Genomic DNA, 18,053 nt, shown 5'->3' with positions numbered 1-18,053 from the left:
ACAACAAAGCCCCTAAAAGGGGCTTTGTTCATTACGACAGAAACGGTGCGGATTAGAAAATCAGGTGAGCAACCGCTGCAATAACAGGTAATGTGATAAGAGTGCGCAAAATGAAGATTGCGAACAGCTCAAAGATATTCACAGGGATACGGCTACCTAGCAGCAGAGCACCCACTTCAGACATGTAAATTAACTGAGTAACAGACATCGCTGCGATAACAAATCGAGTCATCTCGTTGTCTATTGATGCTGCTAGGATTGCAGGGATAAACATGTCAGCAAAGCCTACAACCATGGTTTCGGATGCCGCGGCTGCTTCAGGAATACCGAGTAGCTCAAGGAATGGGATAAAAGGTTGGCCTAAGAAGCTAAATACCGAAGTGTATTCAGCGATAATTAGTGCGATAGTGCCCAAGCCCATAACAACAGGCAGTACGCCAAATACCATATCGATAGCATTGTGGACGCCTTCTTGGAATACACTTTTAACTGACTTAACTTGGCTCGCTTTGTTAAGTGCCAGTTCCATACCCCAAGAAAAACTTGTGTGACCTTCAGGGATTGCATCTGCATCTTCACTTGGCTTAGAGCCATCGATGAAGGCATCTTTTTTGTAGCTAAGTGGTGGAAGGCGAGGGATGATCACCGCTGCGACGATACCAGCCAAACAGATAGCGCCATAGAAAGGCAAGAACAGATGTTCCAACTCCACTTGAGCAATAACAACAAGGCTAAAGGTAATGGAAACCGCAGAAAAAGTTGTACCTACAACTGCCGCTTCGCGTTGGGTGTAGAATTTGTTTTCGTACTGCTTGCTGGTCAGAAGAATACCTACTGAACCATCGCCTAGCCATGAAGCCATACAGTCGATAGCACTGCGACCCGGTAGGTTGAACACAGGACGCATAACTTTGCTAAGAAGAGTGCCGAATAGCTCTAACAGGCCAAAATTAAGGAGTAGAGGAAGGAGTAAGCCTGCGAAAATGAACACTGAAAATAGAGTAGGAAGCAAACCTTCAAGTACTAAGCCGCCAGTATTCTCTTCCCAAATTGCTTTAGGACCAATTTGGAAAAACGTCATTACAACAGCTGCACCGCCAATCAAGCGTACCGCCAGCCACAATGGGCTTGGGTTAAACAAGCTGTTTAAGAAATTACTCTTGGCAATAAAAGCGGGTGTCTTAATTCGACATAAAGCTGAGGCTGCAGCCATAAATGCGATGATCGTTGTGACCATAGCAACTAGGTAATCGCCAAATACGGCTTGGATGGATTTAGCTAATACAGCCACAGGGATGGTAATATCACCCTGATAGCTAATCGGTGCCATAAAAACAAAAAGGCCAAGTAGGGATGGAATAAAAAACATCCAAAAATTGCCTTTACTATTCACTTGCTTCATCGTTTGTGCGCTGTCTTGCATAAGTTTCTCGAGTTACAACTAGTGTAATACCTAAACCAACCTTGTTGGCATAGTTATTCACTAAACATCCATATATTATCAAATCTGAGCAAGGTTAATGGCTTTCCATAGTTCTTGCAATACTATTCAATAAAAATCGCTAAATATTCAACGAAAAATGTCAATAATTTTACCGTTGATGGCTAAATGTGTTGCGGATGTTAAATTGTTTACTCTAATGTTTCAAGTGTCAGTTAGGGTTGAGCTCGAGTTGGATGGCTTGAAATAAAGACCCAGTAAGCTATTGCAAGGCATAGAGCCAGTATGATTGGAGCAGCAAGGGCACCGATTGCATAATATGCGAACAGCTTGGCACCGATGATGCCACCGGATAAAAATCCACAGAAGATAAACATGAAGAGTTTCGCTTTGCGATAATCGAATGATTCACCCCGAAGCTTCGCGCCAATCATGATGCCAAGGTCAGTGATGATGCCGGTCATGTGCGTCGTGCGTACCACTGCTCCGCTAAACGTTGTGATCATCGCGTTTTGTAAACCACAAGCAGCGGAAGCTAAGTATTGCCCTGCGGTGATGTTTTCTTGCAACAGAATGTAAGCGCCAAAAAGCAGCAAGCTTTCAAAGCAGAGTGCCACGCCATAGCGTCGCCCGAGTTTGAGTGCCGTACTCTCAATAAAAATACCACTTAGCACCGCGCCAATCAGAAAGCTCAGTAAGATAAGTAAAAGGTGGCCTGTTTGCTGATCAAAGGCTTCGATTGAGGTGCCAAGCAGGGTGACGGTACCAGAAATATGCGATACAGCCTGATGTTGAAAACCTAGCAATCCTATTGCGTTTACAATGCCTGCGAGTAAGGCGAGTAGAAACGCTCCATATTCTACCCAGCGTGGAAGTTTGGAAATCAAAAGTTGCTCCTTAGATCTAAGGCGCAATTATAGAGCGAGTTCGCGTTTGTCGATAGGAAAAATCGAAGTCAAAAGTTGATCAAAGATAACTAAAGATAGCGTTCCATCTGGCATTCAAAACAATGACAAACTGAACTACGCTCAGGTTCTCCACGACAAACCAAATTATCTTGACCACAGCTACAGTCAGCTATTCTAATTTTATGCTGTTGTTCCATTTTATCTCCTTGCGGTAGCCTGCTAACATGCTGTTTGATTATTCTATGATTCCAATAAAATTGATAACCCGATGAAAAAACGCTTATTACCGATTCCCCTCATCCTTTTGATTCCTGTTGTATTGCTAATTATAGTCACGGTTGCAGGCATCTATCGTTTCAGCCTTACAGATGAAGAAATTCTAGCCAAATTTCCCAATCAAGGGCCGCAAAATAATGCCATTATGGCGCAAGTTTTTGGCATTAAGACAACCAATCCATGGACAGTCAAAGTGCCTGACAGCAATGCGTTTACCTTCATAGAAGATCTAGAACATCGACCAATCGCGGCAGGTAGTTATGAGGATGGCGCAGTCCGAGGTCGCGTTGCGATAAACACAGAACAAATCGTTAAGTTAAATGACACCACCTATGCTGTGATTCTTGCGGTTAGCAATCAGGGGTCAGGGGTGTTCTATTATCTTGCAGTTTCAAAGTATGACGAGTTTAGACAACGCATGATCATCAACGGCGGAGCATTGTTAGGTGATCGAATTAAAGTGGCTGAAATTTCCGCTGTTGATAGATTGATTACTATTAAGCTATTGGAACGTGAAGCGAATCAGTCTATGGCTGAGGAACCGTCACAAATAACCACTATACTGTTCAAGTTAACTGAGCAAGATAGCTTAGAACTGCGCTAAACCAATCAATTTGTTAAGCGTGCTATCAAAGACATTGAACTGCCTAACCCGTTATGAGATGGATTTTAATTGTGTTAATGGAGTGATATATGATCAATAAGCGTTTCTTTAAAACCAAGGATGAAGTTGAAGTAACTTTTGAGTTTGCGGCGGATGAGGTTGGGCATAGTGTGGCGATTGTCGCGGATTTTCTTGATTGGCAGCCGCTCGCCATGAAAAAAGTGGCCAAATCTAAGTCATATAAATTCAAAACTCGTCTACCTAAAGACCAAGAATTCGAGTTTCGGTATTTGATCGATGAAGAACGGTGGGTGAACGATCCTGCTGCCGATCTTTATCGTCCAAATGGTTTCGGTGAAGATAACGGGCTAATTTCTACTTATCAGTAAGTTCTGACAGGAAAAAATAAGTTTTGTACAAAAAAACAACAAGGCGCATAGCGCGCCTTTTGTTGTAAACCTGACAATTGACAGGTGACAAGCCTGAGACAAATTTGTACTCTTAGGGCTTTGTTTATTTCGATTTATAGGTCAAATTGTGCAAACTAGAAGTTTGAAGTCTCGCTTCCAAGAGCTATCGAGGCCGAAAAAGCTGATGGTATTGAGTTTGCCGATCCTCGCGGCAATTGCGGTAGCAAGTACTTCGCAACATGGTCGATACCAACGCACCATTGATCTCTCCCTACCTGAGTCAACTTTGGTTGATCGCTTGCTGATCGATACGGATATTGCACGTGATGTGCCGGATTACGAGTATGTTATTCAAGCTGGTGATAACTTGAGTAGCATATTTAATCAGTTAGGCTTTGGTTACAGCGAACTGATGAAAATCATGGAAACCGACCTCAACTATCTTGCTCTGGATACGCTCAAACCAGGAAACACCTTACGTTTCTGGCGAGACGAGGAGAGTAAGCATCTGGCAAAAATGGAGCTAGAGTTCAGCTTGGTGGAGCGTGCAGTTTATACACGAGTTGATGATGGTGAATACGAGTTCACGGATGTAAAAATTCCAGGTGAGTGGAAGTCTTTTGCATTAGTAGGTGAAATCAACGGCAGTTTTTCTCAGTCAGTCAATGCCCTTGGCTTGGGTAAGAGTGAGATTGAACAGGTCGTGAATCTACTTAAAGACAAAGTAAACTTCGCGCGTGATTTACGTGCAGGAGATAAGTTTGAAGTTGTCCAATCACGCCAATTCGTCGATGAGCAACTGACGGGAAATCGCGAAATCCAGGCTATCAGAATCTACAACCGCGGGCGTGTGCTTTCGGCTTATCTGCATAGTGATGGTCAGTATTATGATTTCAATGGTGATAGCCTACAGAGAGCTTTCCAACGCGAACCAATTACCGGGCGTTACCGATTAAGTTCTCAATTTAACCCTAATCGTAAGCACCCAGTGACAGGGCGAGTCTCTCCTCACAATGGTACCGACTGGGCCGTACCTATTGGTACACCGATTGTGTCGACGGGAGATGGTGTGGTGGTGATGACGCGTAAACACCCTTATGCGGGTAATTATGTTGTTATTCAGCACGGCAGTCGTTACAAAACTCGTTACCTACACTTGAGTAAAATTCTCGTACGTAAAGGTCAGAAGGTGTCTCGTGGGCAACGAATTGGCTTATCAGGGGCGACAGGTCGAGTGACGGGTCCACATATTCACTACGAATTGATTGATCGTGGCCGTCCAGTAAATGCGATGAAAGCAAACATCCCCATGGCGAATTCAGTGCCGAAAAATCAGATGGCGAGTTTTAAAGCCAGACGAGATGAGTGGGATGCGATGCTTAAACAAAGAGAAATTGAGTTGGCAAGTCAGCCTAAATCGAAGACCACCACATAACAAGAAGCTCCTTAGGGAGCTTTTTTTACGTGTGATGAACATAAAAGTTGCATTACATAAATGTCATTAATGTTGCAAATTTTAGTGATCGCTGAAATAAAAAAGATAAATCAATACTCAATAACTTTCACAAATTGATTTCCCTCAATTTTGTAGGGTTTTTATGTGCTACTTTCCAGCGCAAATATTTCAATAAAACAACACCCTACAAAAGGAAACAATAATGAAAAAAACACTTTTAAGCCTTGCCGTTCTGGCCACTCTCGCTTCTGCTAACGCGTTTGCTCACAAAGAAGGTGAGTTTGTGGTCCGTGGTGGATTAGCAGCCGTTGTACCAAATGACAGCAGTGGCAATGTGCTGGATACTCCTGGAAGCTCTTTTTCAGTTGACTCAAACGTACAGCTTGGTTTGACTCTTGGTTATATGATTACTGATAACATCAGTTTTGAAGTGCTAGCGGCAACGCCGTTTTCACACAGTATCTCTACTAACCTACTTAACCTTGGAGAAGTAGCAGAGACCAAACATCTACCACCAACCTTTATGCTGCAATACTACTTCGGTGAAGCAGGAAGCGCTATCCGCCCGTATGTAGGTGCCGGTATCAACTACACTGTCTTCTTCGATGAAGAGCTAAATAGCACCGCAACAACGAATGGATTAAGCAACCTGTCACTGGATGATTCTTGGGGTCTGGCTGCGAACGTAGGTGTTGACTACATGCTTAACGATGACTGGTTCTTAAACGCATCAGTTTGGTATGCCGATATCGATACGACAGCAAAATACACAGCGGGTGGTCAAGAGTACTCTACTGACGTAACCATCGACCCATGGGTATTTATGATTGGCGGCGGTTACAAGTTCTAGTTGTACCCGAATATAAAAAGGCTTCCCATGGGAAGCCTTTTAACATTTACGAACGATTACTTATTGGCTTTTCCAAGCTGTAGCCAAGTATCGATAACCGTATCTGGGTTGAGGGATACTGAGCTGATGCCTTGTTCCATTAACCATTCGGCTAAGTCTTCGTGATCTGATGGTCCTTGCCCACAAATGCCGACGTATTTACCCGCTTTCGTGGCCGCGTCAATAGCCATTTTAAGCATCGCTTTTACCGCCGGGTTACGTTCATCAAATAGGTGAGCAACATCGCCTGAATCACGGTCAAGACCAAGTGTAAGCTGAGTCATGTCGTTGGAACCGATAGAGAAACCATCGAAGTACTTCAAGAATTCGTCTGCCAAAATCGCGTTGGATGGCAGTTCGCACATCATGATCACTTTCAGACCCTGATCGCCACGGCGTAAGTCGAATTTAGCCAGCAAGTCGATTACCGAAGCCGCTTCGCTTGGCGTGCGCACGAATGGGATCATGATTTCTACGTTCTTCAGCCCCATTTCGTTACGAACACGCTTAATCGCTTGTGTCTCTAACTCGAAGCAGTCTTCAAAGACTGGAGAGATATAGCGTGAAGCGCCACGGAAACCTAACATAGGGTTCTCCTCATGAGGTTCGTAACTTTGTCCACCAACTAGGTTGCTGTATTCGTTCGACTTGAAGTCAGACATACGAACGATAACACGTTGAGGCCAGAAAGCCGCTGCGATTGTCGCGATTCCTTCAGTCAGTTTGCTTACATAGAAGTCGATAGGATCTTTGTAGCCACGAATTCGTTGGGTGATCTCGGTTTTCAATTCGTCGCTCTGCGCATCAAAGTTGAGCAGTGCTTTCGGGTGAATTCCGATCATCTTGTTGATGATGAATTCCAGACGAGCCAGACCGACACCTTCGTTAGGAATCTGCGCAAAATCGAAAGCACGATCTGGGTTACCAACGTTCATCATCACCTTGGTCGGCAGCATCGGCAATTCATCCACAGAAGAGCGCTTGATTTCGAACGCTAGCTCACCTTGGTAGACATAACCTGTTTCACCTTCTGCACAAGATACGGTGACGGTAGAACCATCAGTGAGAGCACTCGTTGCGTTACCACAGCCAACAATAGCCGGAATACCAAGCTCACGGGCAATGATTGCTGCGTGACAAGTACGGCCGCCACGGTTAGTCACGATTGCAGAGGCTTTCTTCATCACTGGTTCCCAGTCAGGGTCAGTCATGTCTGTGACTAATACATCGCCTTCTTGTACCAGTGACATTTGGTCTAATGAATCGACCAGACGTACTGGACCAGAACCGATACGCTGACCGATGGCACGACCTTCAATCAGAACCTGCGCTTTATCGTTTAACTCGTAACGCTCAATAACATTCTGCTCGCTCTGAGAGCAAACCGTCTCTGGACGCGCCTGAACAATGTATAGTTGGCCGTCGATGCCATCTTTAGCCCACTCGATATCCATTGGACGTTGGTAGTGCTTTTCAATGATCATCGCTTGCTTGGCCAGTTCTTTGATCTCTTCATCACTCAGAGAAAACTGGTTTTGCTCCTGTTCGCTGGTATCGATGATCTCAACTTGTTTTCCAATTTCTTGGTTAGTCGAGTAGATCATTTTGATCAGCTTTGAGCCAAACGTCTTTTTCACAATGGCTTGTTGACCCGCTTCCAGCATCGGCTTGTGAACGTAAAACTCATCTGGGTTAACTGCGCCCTGTACGACCATTTCGCCCAGACCCCATGAAGAGGCGGATATCATCTTACTTGGCGTATCGCGCAGTGGTAAAACGCCAACCAGCCTTTATATGGCGATGCAGTTTGGCCTGCGAGTCGTTAACTATCCATTTATTGATGATGATTTGAAACGCTTAAGATTACTGCCTGAATTTGCAATTCATCGTCATAAGTTGTTTGGTTTGACCATCAATCCTGAACGATTGACAGAGATTCGAGAAAACCGTCTAGCAGGAAGTGACTATGCGAGTAACGAACAGTGTTTACATGAACTGCAAACCGTTGAGGCGCTATTTCGTCGCGAAGCGATTCCTTATATCAATACCTCTTCTTTATCGGTAGAAGAGATCTCGACCCGTGTTCTAGAGCGTTCAGGACTACGTCGTCGCCTTCTGTAATTGTCAAAAATGATGGCCGAGGACTATGACCATGCCGATGACCGTGCTCATGATATTCTCATCGTCTTGTCAGTGGTGCTCGGCTATGGTGCAGTCTGGTTGACTTGTAAACTGATTAAATAGTTATCAAGCACCTGTTTGAGTTTGGTTTGTGCGGGAAATTGCTTCGAAATCAGCATATAGAACTTGTGTGGGGGCATGTTGGGTATCGCTTTAGCGACTAAGTCATCAGTAATGTATTCGATCCCCCACACCGATTTTAAACCATCAATGATTTCCAGCCAGTTTAAATAAACTTCACATTCACCTTGTCTTAGTTTGGTGAGGACGTCCTTAACCGAGTTTCCTTCACGGACAATATTATTAAGTTCAAAGTCAGTGTAATTGTAGCCATGGTTACCACATACTTTGTAAGCGGATAGGTCTTGCACACTGGTTATCTCTAGACCCTGCGGAAATCGAGTGGAAGAGTAGATATAGTATGGGGTTATGCTGTAGTACCACTCTGTGTAGAGAAAGTCCTTTGTTCGGGTATCGCTGAATGAGGCACTAAGCGCTAAGTCAAATTCTCCACTTTTGGTGCCCCTCAAGCATCGAGACCAGGAGGTCATTGTGATGTCATAGCTAACGCCATTTTGAACTAACACCCTATCGAGAATGACAACATCGGAACCGTAAGCGGCATCATTTACAACGTAAGTATAAGGGGACCAGTCAATTGCATCACCACAGACTCTTACATGGGTCAATTCAGTGTTATGAGCGTAACTAGCGAAGCTCACAAACGTGATGACACAGGCGATAATGATGTCAGTAAACCGAAGCATTATACAATTTCCTCAAGCGCAATAACCTGAGTATAGCTAAGGTTTTCTAACCTATCGAACCAGATTAGGATGCAGGAAAAATCAATGGAAAGTCTAGTGTTGGGTGTGACGTGATAAGAGCGTCGTAGCCATAGACTTGCTTAATCAAATCGACATCTAATGCATGCCAAGGTGCTTCATCACATGCAATTTTTCCCTGATGCAAAACAACCAGACGATCTGAATATTGTGCAGCTAAGTTTAAATCATGCAAAACCACTACTACGGCACAATGTTCATCTGCCAGTCTGCGGGCAATTTTTAACGTGTTGTGCTGGTGGGCCAAATCCAATGCCGAGGTCGGCTCATCAAGCATCAGGATTTTTTCGCGCTCTGAATGTGCGAGTTGAACCAATACTCGAGCTAAGTGGACACGTTGCTTTTCGCCACCCGATAAAGAAGGGTAGAGACGTTCGCTTAGATGACCAACATCGGTCATCTCCATATATTTTTGCGCCAACAGTTTTACTTGCTTATTTGGTAGATTTAACGGGATCCCACCAAGCTCAACAACCTCGTGAACCAAAAATGGAAAACTGAGTGTACTGTGTTGAGGTAGCATACCTAAGTGCTGTGCCAAATCACCTGGCTGCCACTGCTCTTTACTCCGTCCAAAATAGCTTATATTGCATCGTGATGGGATCTCTCCACACAACAATTTGAGTAAACTGCTTTTACCCGCCCCATTGGGTCCCAAAAGCGTGGTAACTTCTCCGGCTCGGATATCGATACTGATATTATCGAGCACTTTACGTTGACCATAGGACATAGAAACTTGTTGGGCAGACAACACGATGTCATTGATCATAGGATTGCCCCTTTTTGCTTGAAGAGAAGATAGATAAAGAAAGGAGCGCCGATAAGGGCAGTCACAATGCCGACAGGCAGTTCAGCGGGGGCAACGGCCACTCGAGAAAACATATCGGCTAGAGTGAGTAGCAGTGCGCCCATTAATGCAGAAAGCGGCAATAAGGTTCGATGATCAGGCCCTGAGATCATCCTACCCAAGTGAGGAATCACCAAACCAATAAAGCCGATCATGCCAGATACACTGACAGTCACACCAACACCGATCGCGCTAAGCAGGATCAGCTGGCGCTTTAGTTTTTGTACAGGAATCCCAAGGTGTGCGGCCTCTGCCTCACCAAGCAGTAGAGCATTGAGTGCCATCGCTTTATAAGTGAACACCGCCATCAGTAAAGTCAGCGTGGTCGCGCACAGCAGAATGCTAGACCAGTTTGCCCCCGCCATAGACCCCATCGACCACAAGGAGAGATCACGTAGCATCTGATCGTCAGCGACAAAGCTCATGTAACCAATTCCAGCTCCTGAAAGCGCACTGATAGCCACTCCTGCTAGTAGCATGATGGTGACAGAGGTTCCCATCTTGGTTGTGCCTAACCTGTAGACCAACACCGTTGTTAGTGCTCCACCCAGAAAAGCGAACAGTGGGACGGCCGCTAAGTTCATAAATTGAGGGTGATTGTGACTGACGCTTGAGAACAGGACTATCGCAGTCGCGGCGCCGAGGGAGGCCCCTGCCGAAACACCTATGATTCCGGGTTCGGCAAGTGGATTGCGAAATAGCCCCTGCATGACGCTGCCACACAGTGCCAGAATCGCTCCCACTAACATACACAGAAGTGTGCGTGGAAAACGGATTTCATGAATGACGAGATTGATGTGAGGAGCGAGATCTTGCGATTGGAACATCAGGCTTTGAACACTTTGCCAAAAGCCAATATGCATTGGCCCCACGGTCACTGAACTGATGGCAGTCACAAACAGTGTAAGTCCACCCAGTGCCCAAATTGTCGTATTACCCAGTCGACGAAGAAACATGGTTGTAGTGCTCTTATCTCAATATTGTACTTAGCCGCTCGGCTTCTGAAAGACTCTTCAATCCAAGTCCCCCAACCAAAGCACGACCATCAATTTGAATTATTTGTCCATTTTGTCCAGCGGGTGTTGCTGCCAGCATAGGCATACTGGCGAGAATGGCGTCCACCCCCCCTAGCTGTTTGTAGCTACGTCCACTGACTAGAATCACATCCGGTTGCATCTCTACAAGGGCTTCCGTTGAAAGAGGTTTGTATGACGTCACACTCTCCGCTGCAGGATTGCGAGCTCCCGCTAACTCTATGATTGCATTTGGCGTGGTATCTCGGCCAGCGACATTGGCGGGGCGCCCTTCATGAATGAGCAAGAACAGGACTTTTTTCGCTGAAACTTGATTGTTTTTGTTGGCTTGCAAAGTATGGATCTGTTTAGTAATACTTTGCTTCAAGTTTGAGGCTTGTTGCTGAGCATCGAGTAAAGAAGCAATTTGGTCTACGCGCTGCAGCAGACCCTCAGCGGTTGGTTTTGTGTTAACAATATCCACCGTCACCCCTGCTGCACGAAGTTGGTTTAATGTCGTGTCTGGTCCCATCTCGTCAGAACCGATTAAACGAGTTGCACCGAGTGCAAGCAGACCTTCTGTGGATAGTTGTCGGTGATAACCTATATTGGCTAACGATAAATTGGTTGGACGTTCACTCGTGACATCAACCGCAACGAGCTTATCTTGTTGTCCCAGCGCCACGACCAGTTCGGTGACAGCACTGCCTGCACTGATGACTTTTTCATCGGCGAAAGAGTGAGCGGCAATGAGAAGCAGGGAAAGTGTGGCGAAGCGCTGAATGAAGGCATTTTTATACATAGTTGACTCGGCTATTTAGAATCTTGCGTGAGTAGTTGAGTTGCTTGAATACCGTTTTGCTGCAAGAAAGCGAGCAATTTGACCAAATGTTGAACATCGGCGGTTTTTTCAGCACCAACCACTATCGGCTGTTTGTTGGTTCGGTGCTCTTCGAGCAAGGCGAGAGTGAAGTTATTCCAGTCGATATACTGTTTACCATCAATGGCCCAATGGGGCGCTTGTTCAAGAATATTGATGGTCAGAGAGGTATTTTCCACCACTGAAACCACAGGGGAATCGACGCTAGGTAGGTCGACTTCGAGGGAGTCCAGTTTGACGGCTGCTGTGAGCATCAAAAACACCATGACGATAAAAATAATATCGAGTAAGGGCGTTAAGTCTGGTACCAATCCGTTGTGGTTTGCTTGCTGTGAGACTTTAATCATTAGTTGGCCTGAATTTCTAGTTTAGAGACTTTTTCACTCGCGCAGCCCTTGCTGGATGAAGTCTCTCCGAGGCGTAGCCCTTCAAGCCATAGATTTACGTAGTTCAAGGTGTGCTCAAGCTTCGCGATAACACGATCTGCCCATAGCCCAAGCAATTGAGCTCCGGCGATGGCAGGCAGAGCAATAATCAACCCTGCGGCGGTTGTCCGCATTGCGATTCCAAGACCGTCAGCAAGATCATTGGGTGTAATGTTACCTGTTGAGGCGGCAACGCCTTTAAACATCTCTATCAAACCTAGTACGGTACCAAGTAGCCCAATCAGAGGGCTAATCACACCGATTAGAGAGAGCAAACGCAGACCAAATTGAAGTTGGTGACGCTTCTCTTGTAGCCACATACCTGCCGCATCTTCACGCAGTGTTTTATCAAACGAGTGGTGTGCGAGTAGCATAGCGACGCCCTTGTAAAGGAGAGGTCTACGCACAACCAGTGCCTTTGATAGTGCTTCTATCTGTTGAGAGTCTGTTGGTGTGATTTGCTCTAGTTCAGCGCGAATAGCGTGTTTGCCAGCCCCTAAACTGAGGATGACATGGAAAATACGCTCGGCGATGATCATTAGGGTGAGCCCAGAGCAAAGAATTAGCGGCCAAGTCATCAGGCCGAGCTGTTGTTGCAACTGATTTATTTGTTCCATTATTGGTCCAACTTAAAACGAACAGGGATTTGAATGCGGTGTGCAATTTGCTGACCGTCAACAGATTGTGGAGTGAACTGCCACGTTTTGATGGCGTCTAAAGCGGACTGATCAAGTATCGTCGCTCCTGAAGAGGAGATTAGGACTTGCTTAACTTGATTACCGTTTTTATCAAGCCAGACCTCATACAAAACCACGCCTTCTAAGCGGCGCTTTTTCGCCAATCGCGGATATTTAGGTGCAGTAGGTTTAGTCAAAAATGACGCCTTGGTGACCATTACGGGCTGCGCATTTACGCCGTTGTTAACGTCCTGCGGTAGGGCATCATCGGACGCCTGCTCTGGTTGTGGCTCAGCGAGAGGCTTTTTCTCTTGCTTTGCCACGCGTCGATTCTCTGCTGTGTGCTCAGGCTTTTTTTGTGCAGCTTGTTGCTTTGAAACTGGAGTTTTGACGGTATCCACTGGCTTTGGCTTGGCGAAGTGTTTTTCTTGTTTAACTGCGCTTGATTCGACTAACTTAGGTTGCGTTTTGATTTGAGCTTTTTGTTCAACAACAGGTTGAACCGAGCTTGGTGGAGCCGTCACTTTTAGATTGAGAGAGACTGAATTGGAGGGACTGCCCGCAGGCATAGCCATGGCTTTGGGTTCTTGTGTAACAACAACTAACGCAGCATGCACAGCAACAGATAGACCTGCGGCAACAACGTATCGTTTAATGTTCACTTTATCTCCTTATCCAATCTCGCTACTCAGTTATGGCGAGATTATTACTCACAATGTAAATAAGATCAATTATCAATTGCATTCTCATTTTTGACAATTTATGATCCCAATCATCAGTGGAATAAGCAACAGTATGGAAAGAGTATGCCCTCATTAAAACAACAAGTGGTTCAGCTATTGGAGCAAGAGCCGGCTTTGCTGCCTGCGGATTTGGCGGAAAAACTCAACGTATCAGAATTTCAAATTGTTGCTTCTTTGCCTGATGGCATGGTGACTCTTGTCTCTGGGGAACAAGCGCAATGGGTTTTGGAGCAATTGGTTGGTTTTGGCCCTGTGACGACTATCGTTCATTCATTTGGCTCAATTTTTGAAGTCAAAGCCCCCTTTCCTAGAGGGAAAGAGGCCAGAGGTTACTACAATCTCATGGGGAAAGAAGGTGAATTACATGGTCATCTCAAGCTAGAAAATATTAAGGATATTGCTTTGGTAAGTAAGCCTTTTAGAGGACGAGAAAGTCATTATTTTGGATTTTTTTGCTCACAAGGTAATAATATCTTTAAAGTCTATTTGGGACGTGATGACAAACATCAACTGTTTGCTTCTCAAGTCGAGACATTCAAACGCTGGCAGCACGAGTTGAGCCAATAACAAATACAGAAAAAGAGAACAGATTGAGGAGCCTCAAATGGACCAACAAGTAAAACAAGAGCGTTTGCAAGGTCGTCTAGAACCGGAAATTAAAGAGTTTCGTCAAGCGCGACGTACATTGCAACTCGCCACCGTCGACGAAAATGGGCGTCCGAATGTGAGTTACGCCCCTTATGTGCAGAATCAGGATGGTTACTTTGTCTTAATCTCTGAAATTGCTCGCCACGCACGTAATTTGCAGGTCAATCCAAGTGTGTCGATTATGATGATTGAAGACGAGGGTGACTCGAAACAGCTGTTTGCTCGAAAACGCTTAACGTTTGATGCGGTAGCGTCAGTGGTTGAACGCGATAGCAAGCAATGGAATCTTGTGATTGCACAAATGAAAGAGAGATTTGGTAAGATTATTGATGGCCTTAGCCAATTACAGGATTTTGTTTTGTTCAACCTAAAAGCGGAGCAAGGTCTGTTTGTAAAAGGTTTCGGTCAGGCTTATCAGGTGTCGGGTGATGATCTTGTTGACTTTGTTCATTTAGAAGAAGGCCATAAAAAGGTTTCCAACCAGTAGTGATTCAGATAGCTTAGATTCCAATTAAGGAGCCATAGTGGCTCCTTTCTGCTTTAGGAGAGGAATTACGATGCGCCCCGTCAGCAAAGATCACGGAGAAATCTGCTACCCATTCATCTATGAAGATAGCCCAGTGTGTGACTTTGAGATCGCCAGTGACGAGCTGTGTAGCAGGATTGGTTTAGTGCTGACTTATGATTTGGATGACGTTAGCCGTGATATATTGCTGCGGCTTCAACCGAATGTATATCACCTCATTGGTTCCGTTCGCGCGTTGGTGGCAATTGAACACTCAGGCAGAAAGTCGCCGGATCCGATCTTGTTCCGCTACGCCAACCTACTCGCCAATATCATGTATGCGCTAGCCTCATACACAAACCGTGTCCATCAGGTTAATGAAGTGGAGTTTGTCAGTCACAGTTACTAGCTGAGTAATGCCCCCTAATGTAGAGGGCGTGACACCGAGGCGATACGAACGATCAGAGTGGCTATAGCATATCTCGAATTCTGAAATAGGACATCGCCAGAACGAGAGCAGGGGTGCGGAACAAGCGACCACCTGGGAATGGGTGATGAGGAATTCGGTCAAATATGGCAAAACGTTCGGCTGTAGTGGCGATGCACTCTGCCATCAGGGTTCCCGCCATACCAGTGGCTGCGATGCCGTGACCTGAAAAACCTTGCGCAAAGTAGACATTTGGCTTTAAGCGACCAAAATGCGGTGCTCGGTTGAGGGTAATGGCGACATTACCTCCCCAAGCAAAGTCAATCTTGGCGTCTTTCAGCTGCGGATAGATATCAATCATTCTCGACTGCATTGCTTTTCTAAGGTTAAAAGGTGCAACGCCTGAATAACTGACTCTGCCACCAAATAACATGCGGTGATCTCCTGAACAGCGGAAGTAATCGAGTACAAAGTTAATATCACACGCTGAAATATGATTTTTCATCAGATCATTGGTGACCGTTTCACCAAGCGGTTCTGTCGCGCAAATATAGGTGCCAACGGGCATGACACGATTTTCTAACTTGCTCTCCAACCCATCCATATAAGCATTACAGGCTAAAACAACGTGGTTGGCTTCAACGCTGCCTTGTGCCGTAAACAGTTTGGCAGGATCGCCATGCTCAATCTTCTTACATTCACTCTGTTCGTAAAATTCAACCCCCGCATCTTGTGCGGCTTTAACCAAACCAAGCGTATAATTTAATGGATGAAGGTGACCGCTGTTAGAGTCAAATAAACCCGAAGTATAACGATCGCTTGCGATGTGTTCGCGTGTCTGTTTTTGATCCCAAAGTTGCAGTGATTGGTAGCCATAATTCTCGGTGAGATCATCGTGCCACGCTTTGAGCTCGCGATCGTGACGTGATTTGACGCCTAGATGGACCATACCATCACGCCAATCACACTCAATGTTGTATTTTTTTATGTTGCCTTTGGTGAGTGCCAAAGCGTCAACGGACATATCCCATAGTTTACGTGCGTCTGATTTACCGACCAGTTTTTCGAGAGTACTTTGCTCTGAAGCCCAACCGAAAATCGCTTGACCGCCACTACGACCTGATGCACCCCAACCGACCCGTTTGCCCTCAAGCACAATGACTTTAAAACCACGATTGGCAAGTTCAAGTGCCGCTGTTGCACCAGTAATACCTGAACCCACCACACAAACATCCGCCTTGTGTGCGCCTTTTAACGTAGGAAAATCAAAGTGTTGATTTGCTGACGCTGCGTAGTAAGAGTCGGTGTGCTTTGCTTTCATAGCTTTGTCCTTAAAACTAAAGTTGAACTTACTTGTACCATTGGTACTCGAGTGGCGATACCTGAGCGGAAAAATGCTCCTGCTCATGTTGCTTGTTTGCCAAATAGATTTTGCAGAACTGTTCTCCAAGTTGCTCTTTCAAGAACAGACTCTGGTCGAACAGTTCGAGTGCAGCTTGCCAAGAGGTCGGAACCGTTGGTGCGTCGACAAGTGTGGCATCACCTTCAATAGGCGCTGGTGGAAGTTGCTGCTTCTCAATACCATCTAATATAGAAGCGAGAATGGCAGCGGTCGTTAAGTATGGGTTAACATCAGCACCTGCAAGTCGATGTTCAATCCGACGATTACTATTTTCACCGGCGGGAACACGAACTGCGACGGTACGATTATCCCACCCCCAAGTCATTTGGAGTGGGACAAACATATTCGGTTGCAAGCGTCGATAAGAGTTAGCGTTTGGAGCCAAGACCGCCATGCTTTCATCCATATGGTCGAGAATGCCTGCAATGGCGTGAAGTAGGGTATTCTGATCGTCAGCGAAGATATTTTCTCCGTCGCGATCGAGCAGACTAACGTGGACGTGGCAGCCGTTACCTGCGTGCTCTGTGTAGGGTTTAGCCATGAAGTTGGCATAGAATCCGTGTTTTTTTGCAATGGCGCGTATGACTCTTTTCAACAGCATTGCTTGGTCACAGGCTAAAAGCACATCCTCGCAGTGGCGCAAGTTAACTTCGAACTGGCCTGGAGCATATTCGGCGGTGATATTGTCTGTTGGAATATTTTGTATTTCACATGTCGCTAAGACTTCGTCAAGAAATGCCTTAAATTCATCAAGCTCATCAAGTGAATAGACTTGAGTTTGCGTCATTCGCTCACCACTGAGTGGCATGATAGGTGGCTGTGGTTGTCCGTCTGCATCGGGTTTAACGTCTTGCAGATAGAACTCAAGTTCTATCGCGACGCACGGGGTTAAGCCACGTTGAGTGAATTTGTCTAATTGCCCCTGAAGGACGTGACGAGGATCAGCGAAAAAGGGCTGCTGGCTGTCGGGCTCATACATGGTAACAATGGCTTGAGCACTGTTCTCAAGCCAAGGCGTCAGTTGCAATGAACTGTCAACCAGCATACACAGTCTGTCGCCATCGCCTTGTTCGAAGCCCAAACCTGTTTCCTCTACCGTTTCGCCACAGATATCTAATGCGAAGACAGAAGCAGGTAAGCATATTCCCTGTTCCGAGATCTTATCCAGTTGAGAGGCGTTAACTCGTTTACCACGGATAACACCGTTAATATCAAACAGCATCAGATCGACTGTGGTGACAAGAGGATTCGCACGGATGAACTGTTCGATCATATTGGCAGCACCGTGAACTGAGCGTGCATCTTGTGTTGTGGTAATAGTTTGTTTGACTAGCTCGTTCATTGTTTATTCGCTTCCTTAAGTTGATTACCGCTTATGGGAGATGGGCAAGTGCGTCCTTACTTTCCTTCGCGTGTTCAGCAACACGTTAGCCATATTTTGTCGATAACAATCTTACTCATAGTTGATGAAAAAAC

General features: G+C 45.6%; 18 protein-coding genes and 3 pseudogenes. 8 read left to right on the top strand and 13 right to left on the bottom strand.

The genetic code is table 11. From position 1 onward, the window contains the following. Positions 1-52: 52 nt before the first annotated feature. The 3 genes and pseudogenes from DA100_RS01725 to DA100_RS21215 all read right to left on the bottom strand — a co-directional run. Positions 53-1,423, bottom strand: coding sequence for a YjiH family protein (locus DA100_RS01725; protein WP_138970574.1), 1,371 nt, complete (start codon positions 1,421-1,423; stop codon positions 53-55). A 233-nt stretch (positions 1,424-1,656) separates the two neighbouring features. Next, complete coding sequence (locus tag DA100_RS01720) at positions 1,657-2,328, bottom strand: YoaK family protein (protein ID WP_138970573.1); 672 nt, start codon at positions 2,326-2,328, stop codon at positions 1,657-1,659. A gap of 107 nt (positions 2,329-2,435) precedes the next feature. Continuing rightward, a pseudogene (locus DA100_RS21215) lies at positions 2,436-2,546 on the bottom strand (aldehyde-activating protein); the annotation flags it as partial. 71 nt (positions 2,547-2,617) lie between these two features. Between DA100_RS21215 and DA100_RS01710 the strand changes: the two are divergent. The 4 genes from DA100_RS01710 to ompW all read left to right on the top strand — a co-directional run bounded on the left by DA100_RS01710 (position 2,618) and on the right by ompW (position 5,945). Continuing rightward, positions 2,618-3,229 (top strand): hypothetical protein, encoded by a 612-nt coding sequence (locus tag DA100_RS01710; RefSeq protein WP_138970572.1) that lies wholly within the window; start codon positions 2,618-2,620, stop codon positions 3,227-3,229. An 89-nt stretch (positions 3,230-3,318) separates the two neighbouring features. After that, a complete protein-coding gene (locus tag DA100_RS01705; protein ID WP_138970571.1) occupies positions 3,319-3,618 on the top strand; it encodes an isoamylase early set domain-containing protein in 300 nt (99 codons plus the stop codon). Positions 3,619-3,823: 205 nt separating this feature from the next. After that, the gene (locus DA100_RS01700) at positions 3,824-5,074 is read left to right on the top strand and encodes a peptidoglycan DD-metalloendopeptidase family protein (protein WP_171052113.1); all 1,251 of its coding nucleotides are present in this window, start codon (positions 3,824-3,826) and stop codon (positions 5,072-5,074) included. Positions 5,075-5,297: 223 nt separating this feature from the next. Then, positions 5,298-5,945: an outer membrane protein OmpW gene (ompW, locus tag DA100_RS01695; RefSeq protein WP_138970570.1), complete on the top strand. Its 648-nt coding sequence runs from the start codon at positions 5,298-5,300 to the stop codon at positions 5,943-5,945. Positions 5,946-6,001: 56 nt separating this feature from the next. On the opposite strand, the pseudogene ppsA reads toward ompW, so the two are convergent. Beyond that, positions 6,002-7,720, bottom strand: a pseudogene (gene ppsA / locus DA100_RS01690) (phosphoenolpyruvate synthase); the annotation flags it as partial. Here ppsA and DA100_RS01685 point away from each other — a divergent pair. Beyond that, positions 7,716-8,105 (top strand): annotated as a pseudogene (locus DA100_RS01685) (kinase/pyrophosphorylase); the annotation flags it as partial. The pseudogenes ppsA and DA100_RS01685 sit on opposite strands and share 5 nt — an antisense overlap. 83 nt (positions 8,106-8,188) lie before the next feature. Here DA100_RS01685 and DA100_RS01680 read toward each other — a convergent pair. The 7 genes from DA100_RS01680 to DA100_RS01650 all read right to left on the bottom strand — a co-directional run bounded on the left by DA100_RS01680 (position 8,189) and on the right by DA100_RS01650 (position 13,514). Further along, entirely contained in the window at positions 8,189-8,932 is a 744-nt protein-coding gene (locus DA100_RS01680; RefSeq protein WP_138970569.1) for a transporter substrate-binding domain-containing protein, read from the bottom strand. 64 nt (positions 8,933-8,996) lie between these two features. Then, a complete protein-coding gene (locus DA100_RS01675; protein WP_138970600.1) occupies positions 8,997-9,776 on the bottom strand; it encodes a heme ABC transporter ATP-binding protein in 780 nt (259 codons plus the stop codon). After that, positions 9,776-10,813, bottom strand: a complete 1,038-nt coding sequence (locus DA100_RS01670) for an iron ABC transporter permease (RefSeq protein WP_138970568.1) — start codon at positions 10,811-10,813, stop codon at positions 9,776-9,778. The genes DA100_RS01675 and DA100_RS01670 overlap by 1 nt, the downstream gene beginning before the upstream one ends. Before the next feature lie 13 nt (positions 10,814-10,826). Next, positions 10,827-11,672, bottom strand: coding sequence for an ABC transporter substrate-binding protein (locus tag DA100_RS01665; protein WP_138970567.1), 846 nt, complete (start codon positions 11,670-11,672; stop codon positions 10,827-10,829). An 11-nt stretch (positions 11,673-11,683) separates the two neighbouring features. Beyond that, positions 11,684-12,097: a biopolymer transporter ExbD gene (locus DA100_RS01660; protein WP_138970566.1), complete on the bottom strand. Its 414-nt coding sequence runs from the start codon at positions 12,095-12,097 to the stop codon at positions 11,684-11,686. Continuing rightward, entirely contained in the window at positions 12,097-12,792 is a 696-nt protein-coding gene (locus DA100_RS01655) for a MotA/TolQ/ExbB proton channel family protein (protein WP_138970565.1), read from the bottom strand. Before DA100_RS01655 ends, DA100_RS01660 begins: the two co-directional genes overlap by 1 nt. After that, positions 12,792-13,514 carry an energy transducer TonB gene (locus DA100_RS01650; RefSeq protein ID WP_138970564.1) on the bottom strand — a complete coding sequence of 241 codons (723 nt, stop codon included), beginning with the start codon at positions 13,512-13,514 and terminating at the stop codon, positions 12,792-12,794. The genes DA100_RS01655 and DA100_RS01650 overlap by 1 nt, the downstream gene beginning before the upstream one ends. A gap of 144 nt (positions 13,515-13,658) precedes the next feature. On the opposite strand from DA100_RS01650, the gene hutX reads away from it, so the two are divergent. The 3 genes from hutX to DA100_RS01635 all read left to right on the top strand — a co-directional run bounded on the left by hutX (position 13,659) and on the right by DA100_RS01635 (position 15,157). Then, the gene (gene hutX, locus DA100_RS01645; RefSeq protein ID WP_138970563.1) at positions 13,659-14,162 is read left to right on the top strand and encodes a heme utilization cystosolic carrier protein HutX; all 504 of its coding nucleotides are present in this window, start codon (positions 13,659-13,661) and stop codon (positions 14,160-14,162) included. Positions 14,163-14,199: 37 nt separating this feature from the next. After that, positions 14,200-14,730, top strand: coding sequence for a heme utilization protein HutZ (gene hutZ, locus DA100_RS01640; RefSeq protein ID WP_138970562.1), 531 nt, complete (start codon positions 14,200-14,202; stop codon positions 14,728-14,730). A gap of 70 nt (positions 14,731-14,800) precedes the next feature. Next, positions 14,801-15,157 (top strand): hypothetical protein, encoded by a 357-nt coding sequence (locus tag DA100_RS01635; RefSeq protein ID WP_138970561.1) that lies wholly within the window; start codon positions 14,801-14,803, stop codon positions 15,155-15,157. A 61-nt stretch (positions 15,158-15,218) separates the two neighbouring features. On the opposite strand, the gene DA100_RS01630 is transcribed toward DA100_RS01635, so the two are convergent. Continuing rightward, positions 15,219-16,496: an FAD-binding oxidoreductase gene (locus DA100_RS01630; protein ID WP_138970560.1), complete on the bottom strand. Its 1,278-nt coding sequence runs from the start codon at positions 16,494-16,496 to the stop codon at positions 15,219-15,221. A 28-nt stretch (positions 16,497-16,524) separates the two neighbouring features. Continuing rightward, positions 16,525-17,919: a glutamine synthetase family protein gene (locus DA100_RS01625; protein ID WP_138970559.1), complete on the bottom strand. Its 1,395-nt coding sequence runs from the start codon at positions 17,917-17,919 to the stop codon at positions 16,525-16,527. Positions 17,920-18,053: the final 134 nt, after the last annotated feature.

Origin of the sequence: Vibrio sp. Hep-1b-8, assembly GCF_006124995.1 — a bacterium.
Classification (GTDB): Bacteria; Pseudomonadota; Gammaproteobacteria; order Enterobacterales; family Vibrionaceae; genus Vibrio.
This window is presented reverse-complemented; position numbering and strand designations above follow the sequence as displayed.

Coding starts and splice junctions, on each gene's coding strand:
- DA100_RS01680 (WP_138970569.1), bottom strand. CDS start 8,932: ATGCTTCGGTTTACTGACATCATTATCGCCTGTGTCATCACGTTTGTG.
- ompW (WP_138970570.1), top strand. CDS start 5,298: ATGAAAAAAACACTTTTAAGCCTTGCCGTTCTGGCCACTCTCGCTTCT.
- DA100_RS01660 (WP_138970566.1), bottom strand. CDS start 12,097: ATGATTAAAGTCTCACAGCAAGCAAACCACAACGGATTGGTACCAGAC.
- DA100_RS01655 (WP_138970565.1), bottom strand. CDS start 12,792: ATGGAACAAATAAATCAGTTGCAACAACAGCTCGGCCTGATGACTTGG.
- DA100_RS01710 (WP_138970572.1), top strand. CDS start 2,618: ATGAAAAAACGCTTATTACCGATTCCCCTCATCCTTTTGATTCCTGTT.
- hutZ (WP_138970562.1), top strand. CDS start 14,200: ATGGACCAACAAGTAAAACAAGAGCGTTTGCAAGGTCGTCTAGAACCG.
- DA100_RS01635 (WP_138970561.1), top strand. CDS start 14,801: ATGCGCCCCGTCAGCAAAGATCACGGAGAAATCTGCTACCCATTCATC.
- DA100_RS01670 (WP_138970568.1), bottom strand. CDS start 10,813: ATGTTTCTTCGTCGACTGGGTAATACGACAATTTGGGCACTGGGTGGA.
- DA100_RS01700 (WP_171052113.1), top strand. CDS start 3,824: ATGGTATTGAGTTTGCCGATCCTCGCGGCAATTGCGGTAGCAAGTACT.
- DA100_RS01725 (WP_138970574.1), bottom strand. CDS start 1,423: ATGCAAGACAGCGCACAAACGATGAAGCAAGTGAATAGTAAAGGCAAT.
- hutX (WP_138970563.1), top strand. CDS start 13,659: ATGCCCTCATTAAAACAACAAGTGGTTCAGCTATTGGAGCAAGAGCCG.
- DA100_RS01705 (WP_138970571.1), top strand. CDS start 3,319: ATGATCAATAAGCGTTTCTTTAAAACCAAGGATGAAGTTGAAGTAACT.
- DA100_RS01625 (WP_138970559.1), bottom strand. CDS start 17,919: ATGAACGAGCTAGTCAAACAAACTATTACCACAACACAAGATGCACGC.
- DA100_RS01665 (WP_138970567.1), bottom strand. CDS start 11,672: ATGTATAAAAATGCCTTCATTCAGCGCTTCGCCACACTTTCCCTGCTT.
- DA100_RS01630 (WP_138970560.1), bottom strand. CDS start 16,496: ATGAAAGCAAAGCACACCGACTCTTACTACGCAGCGTCAGCAAATCAA.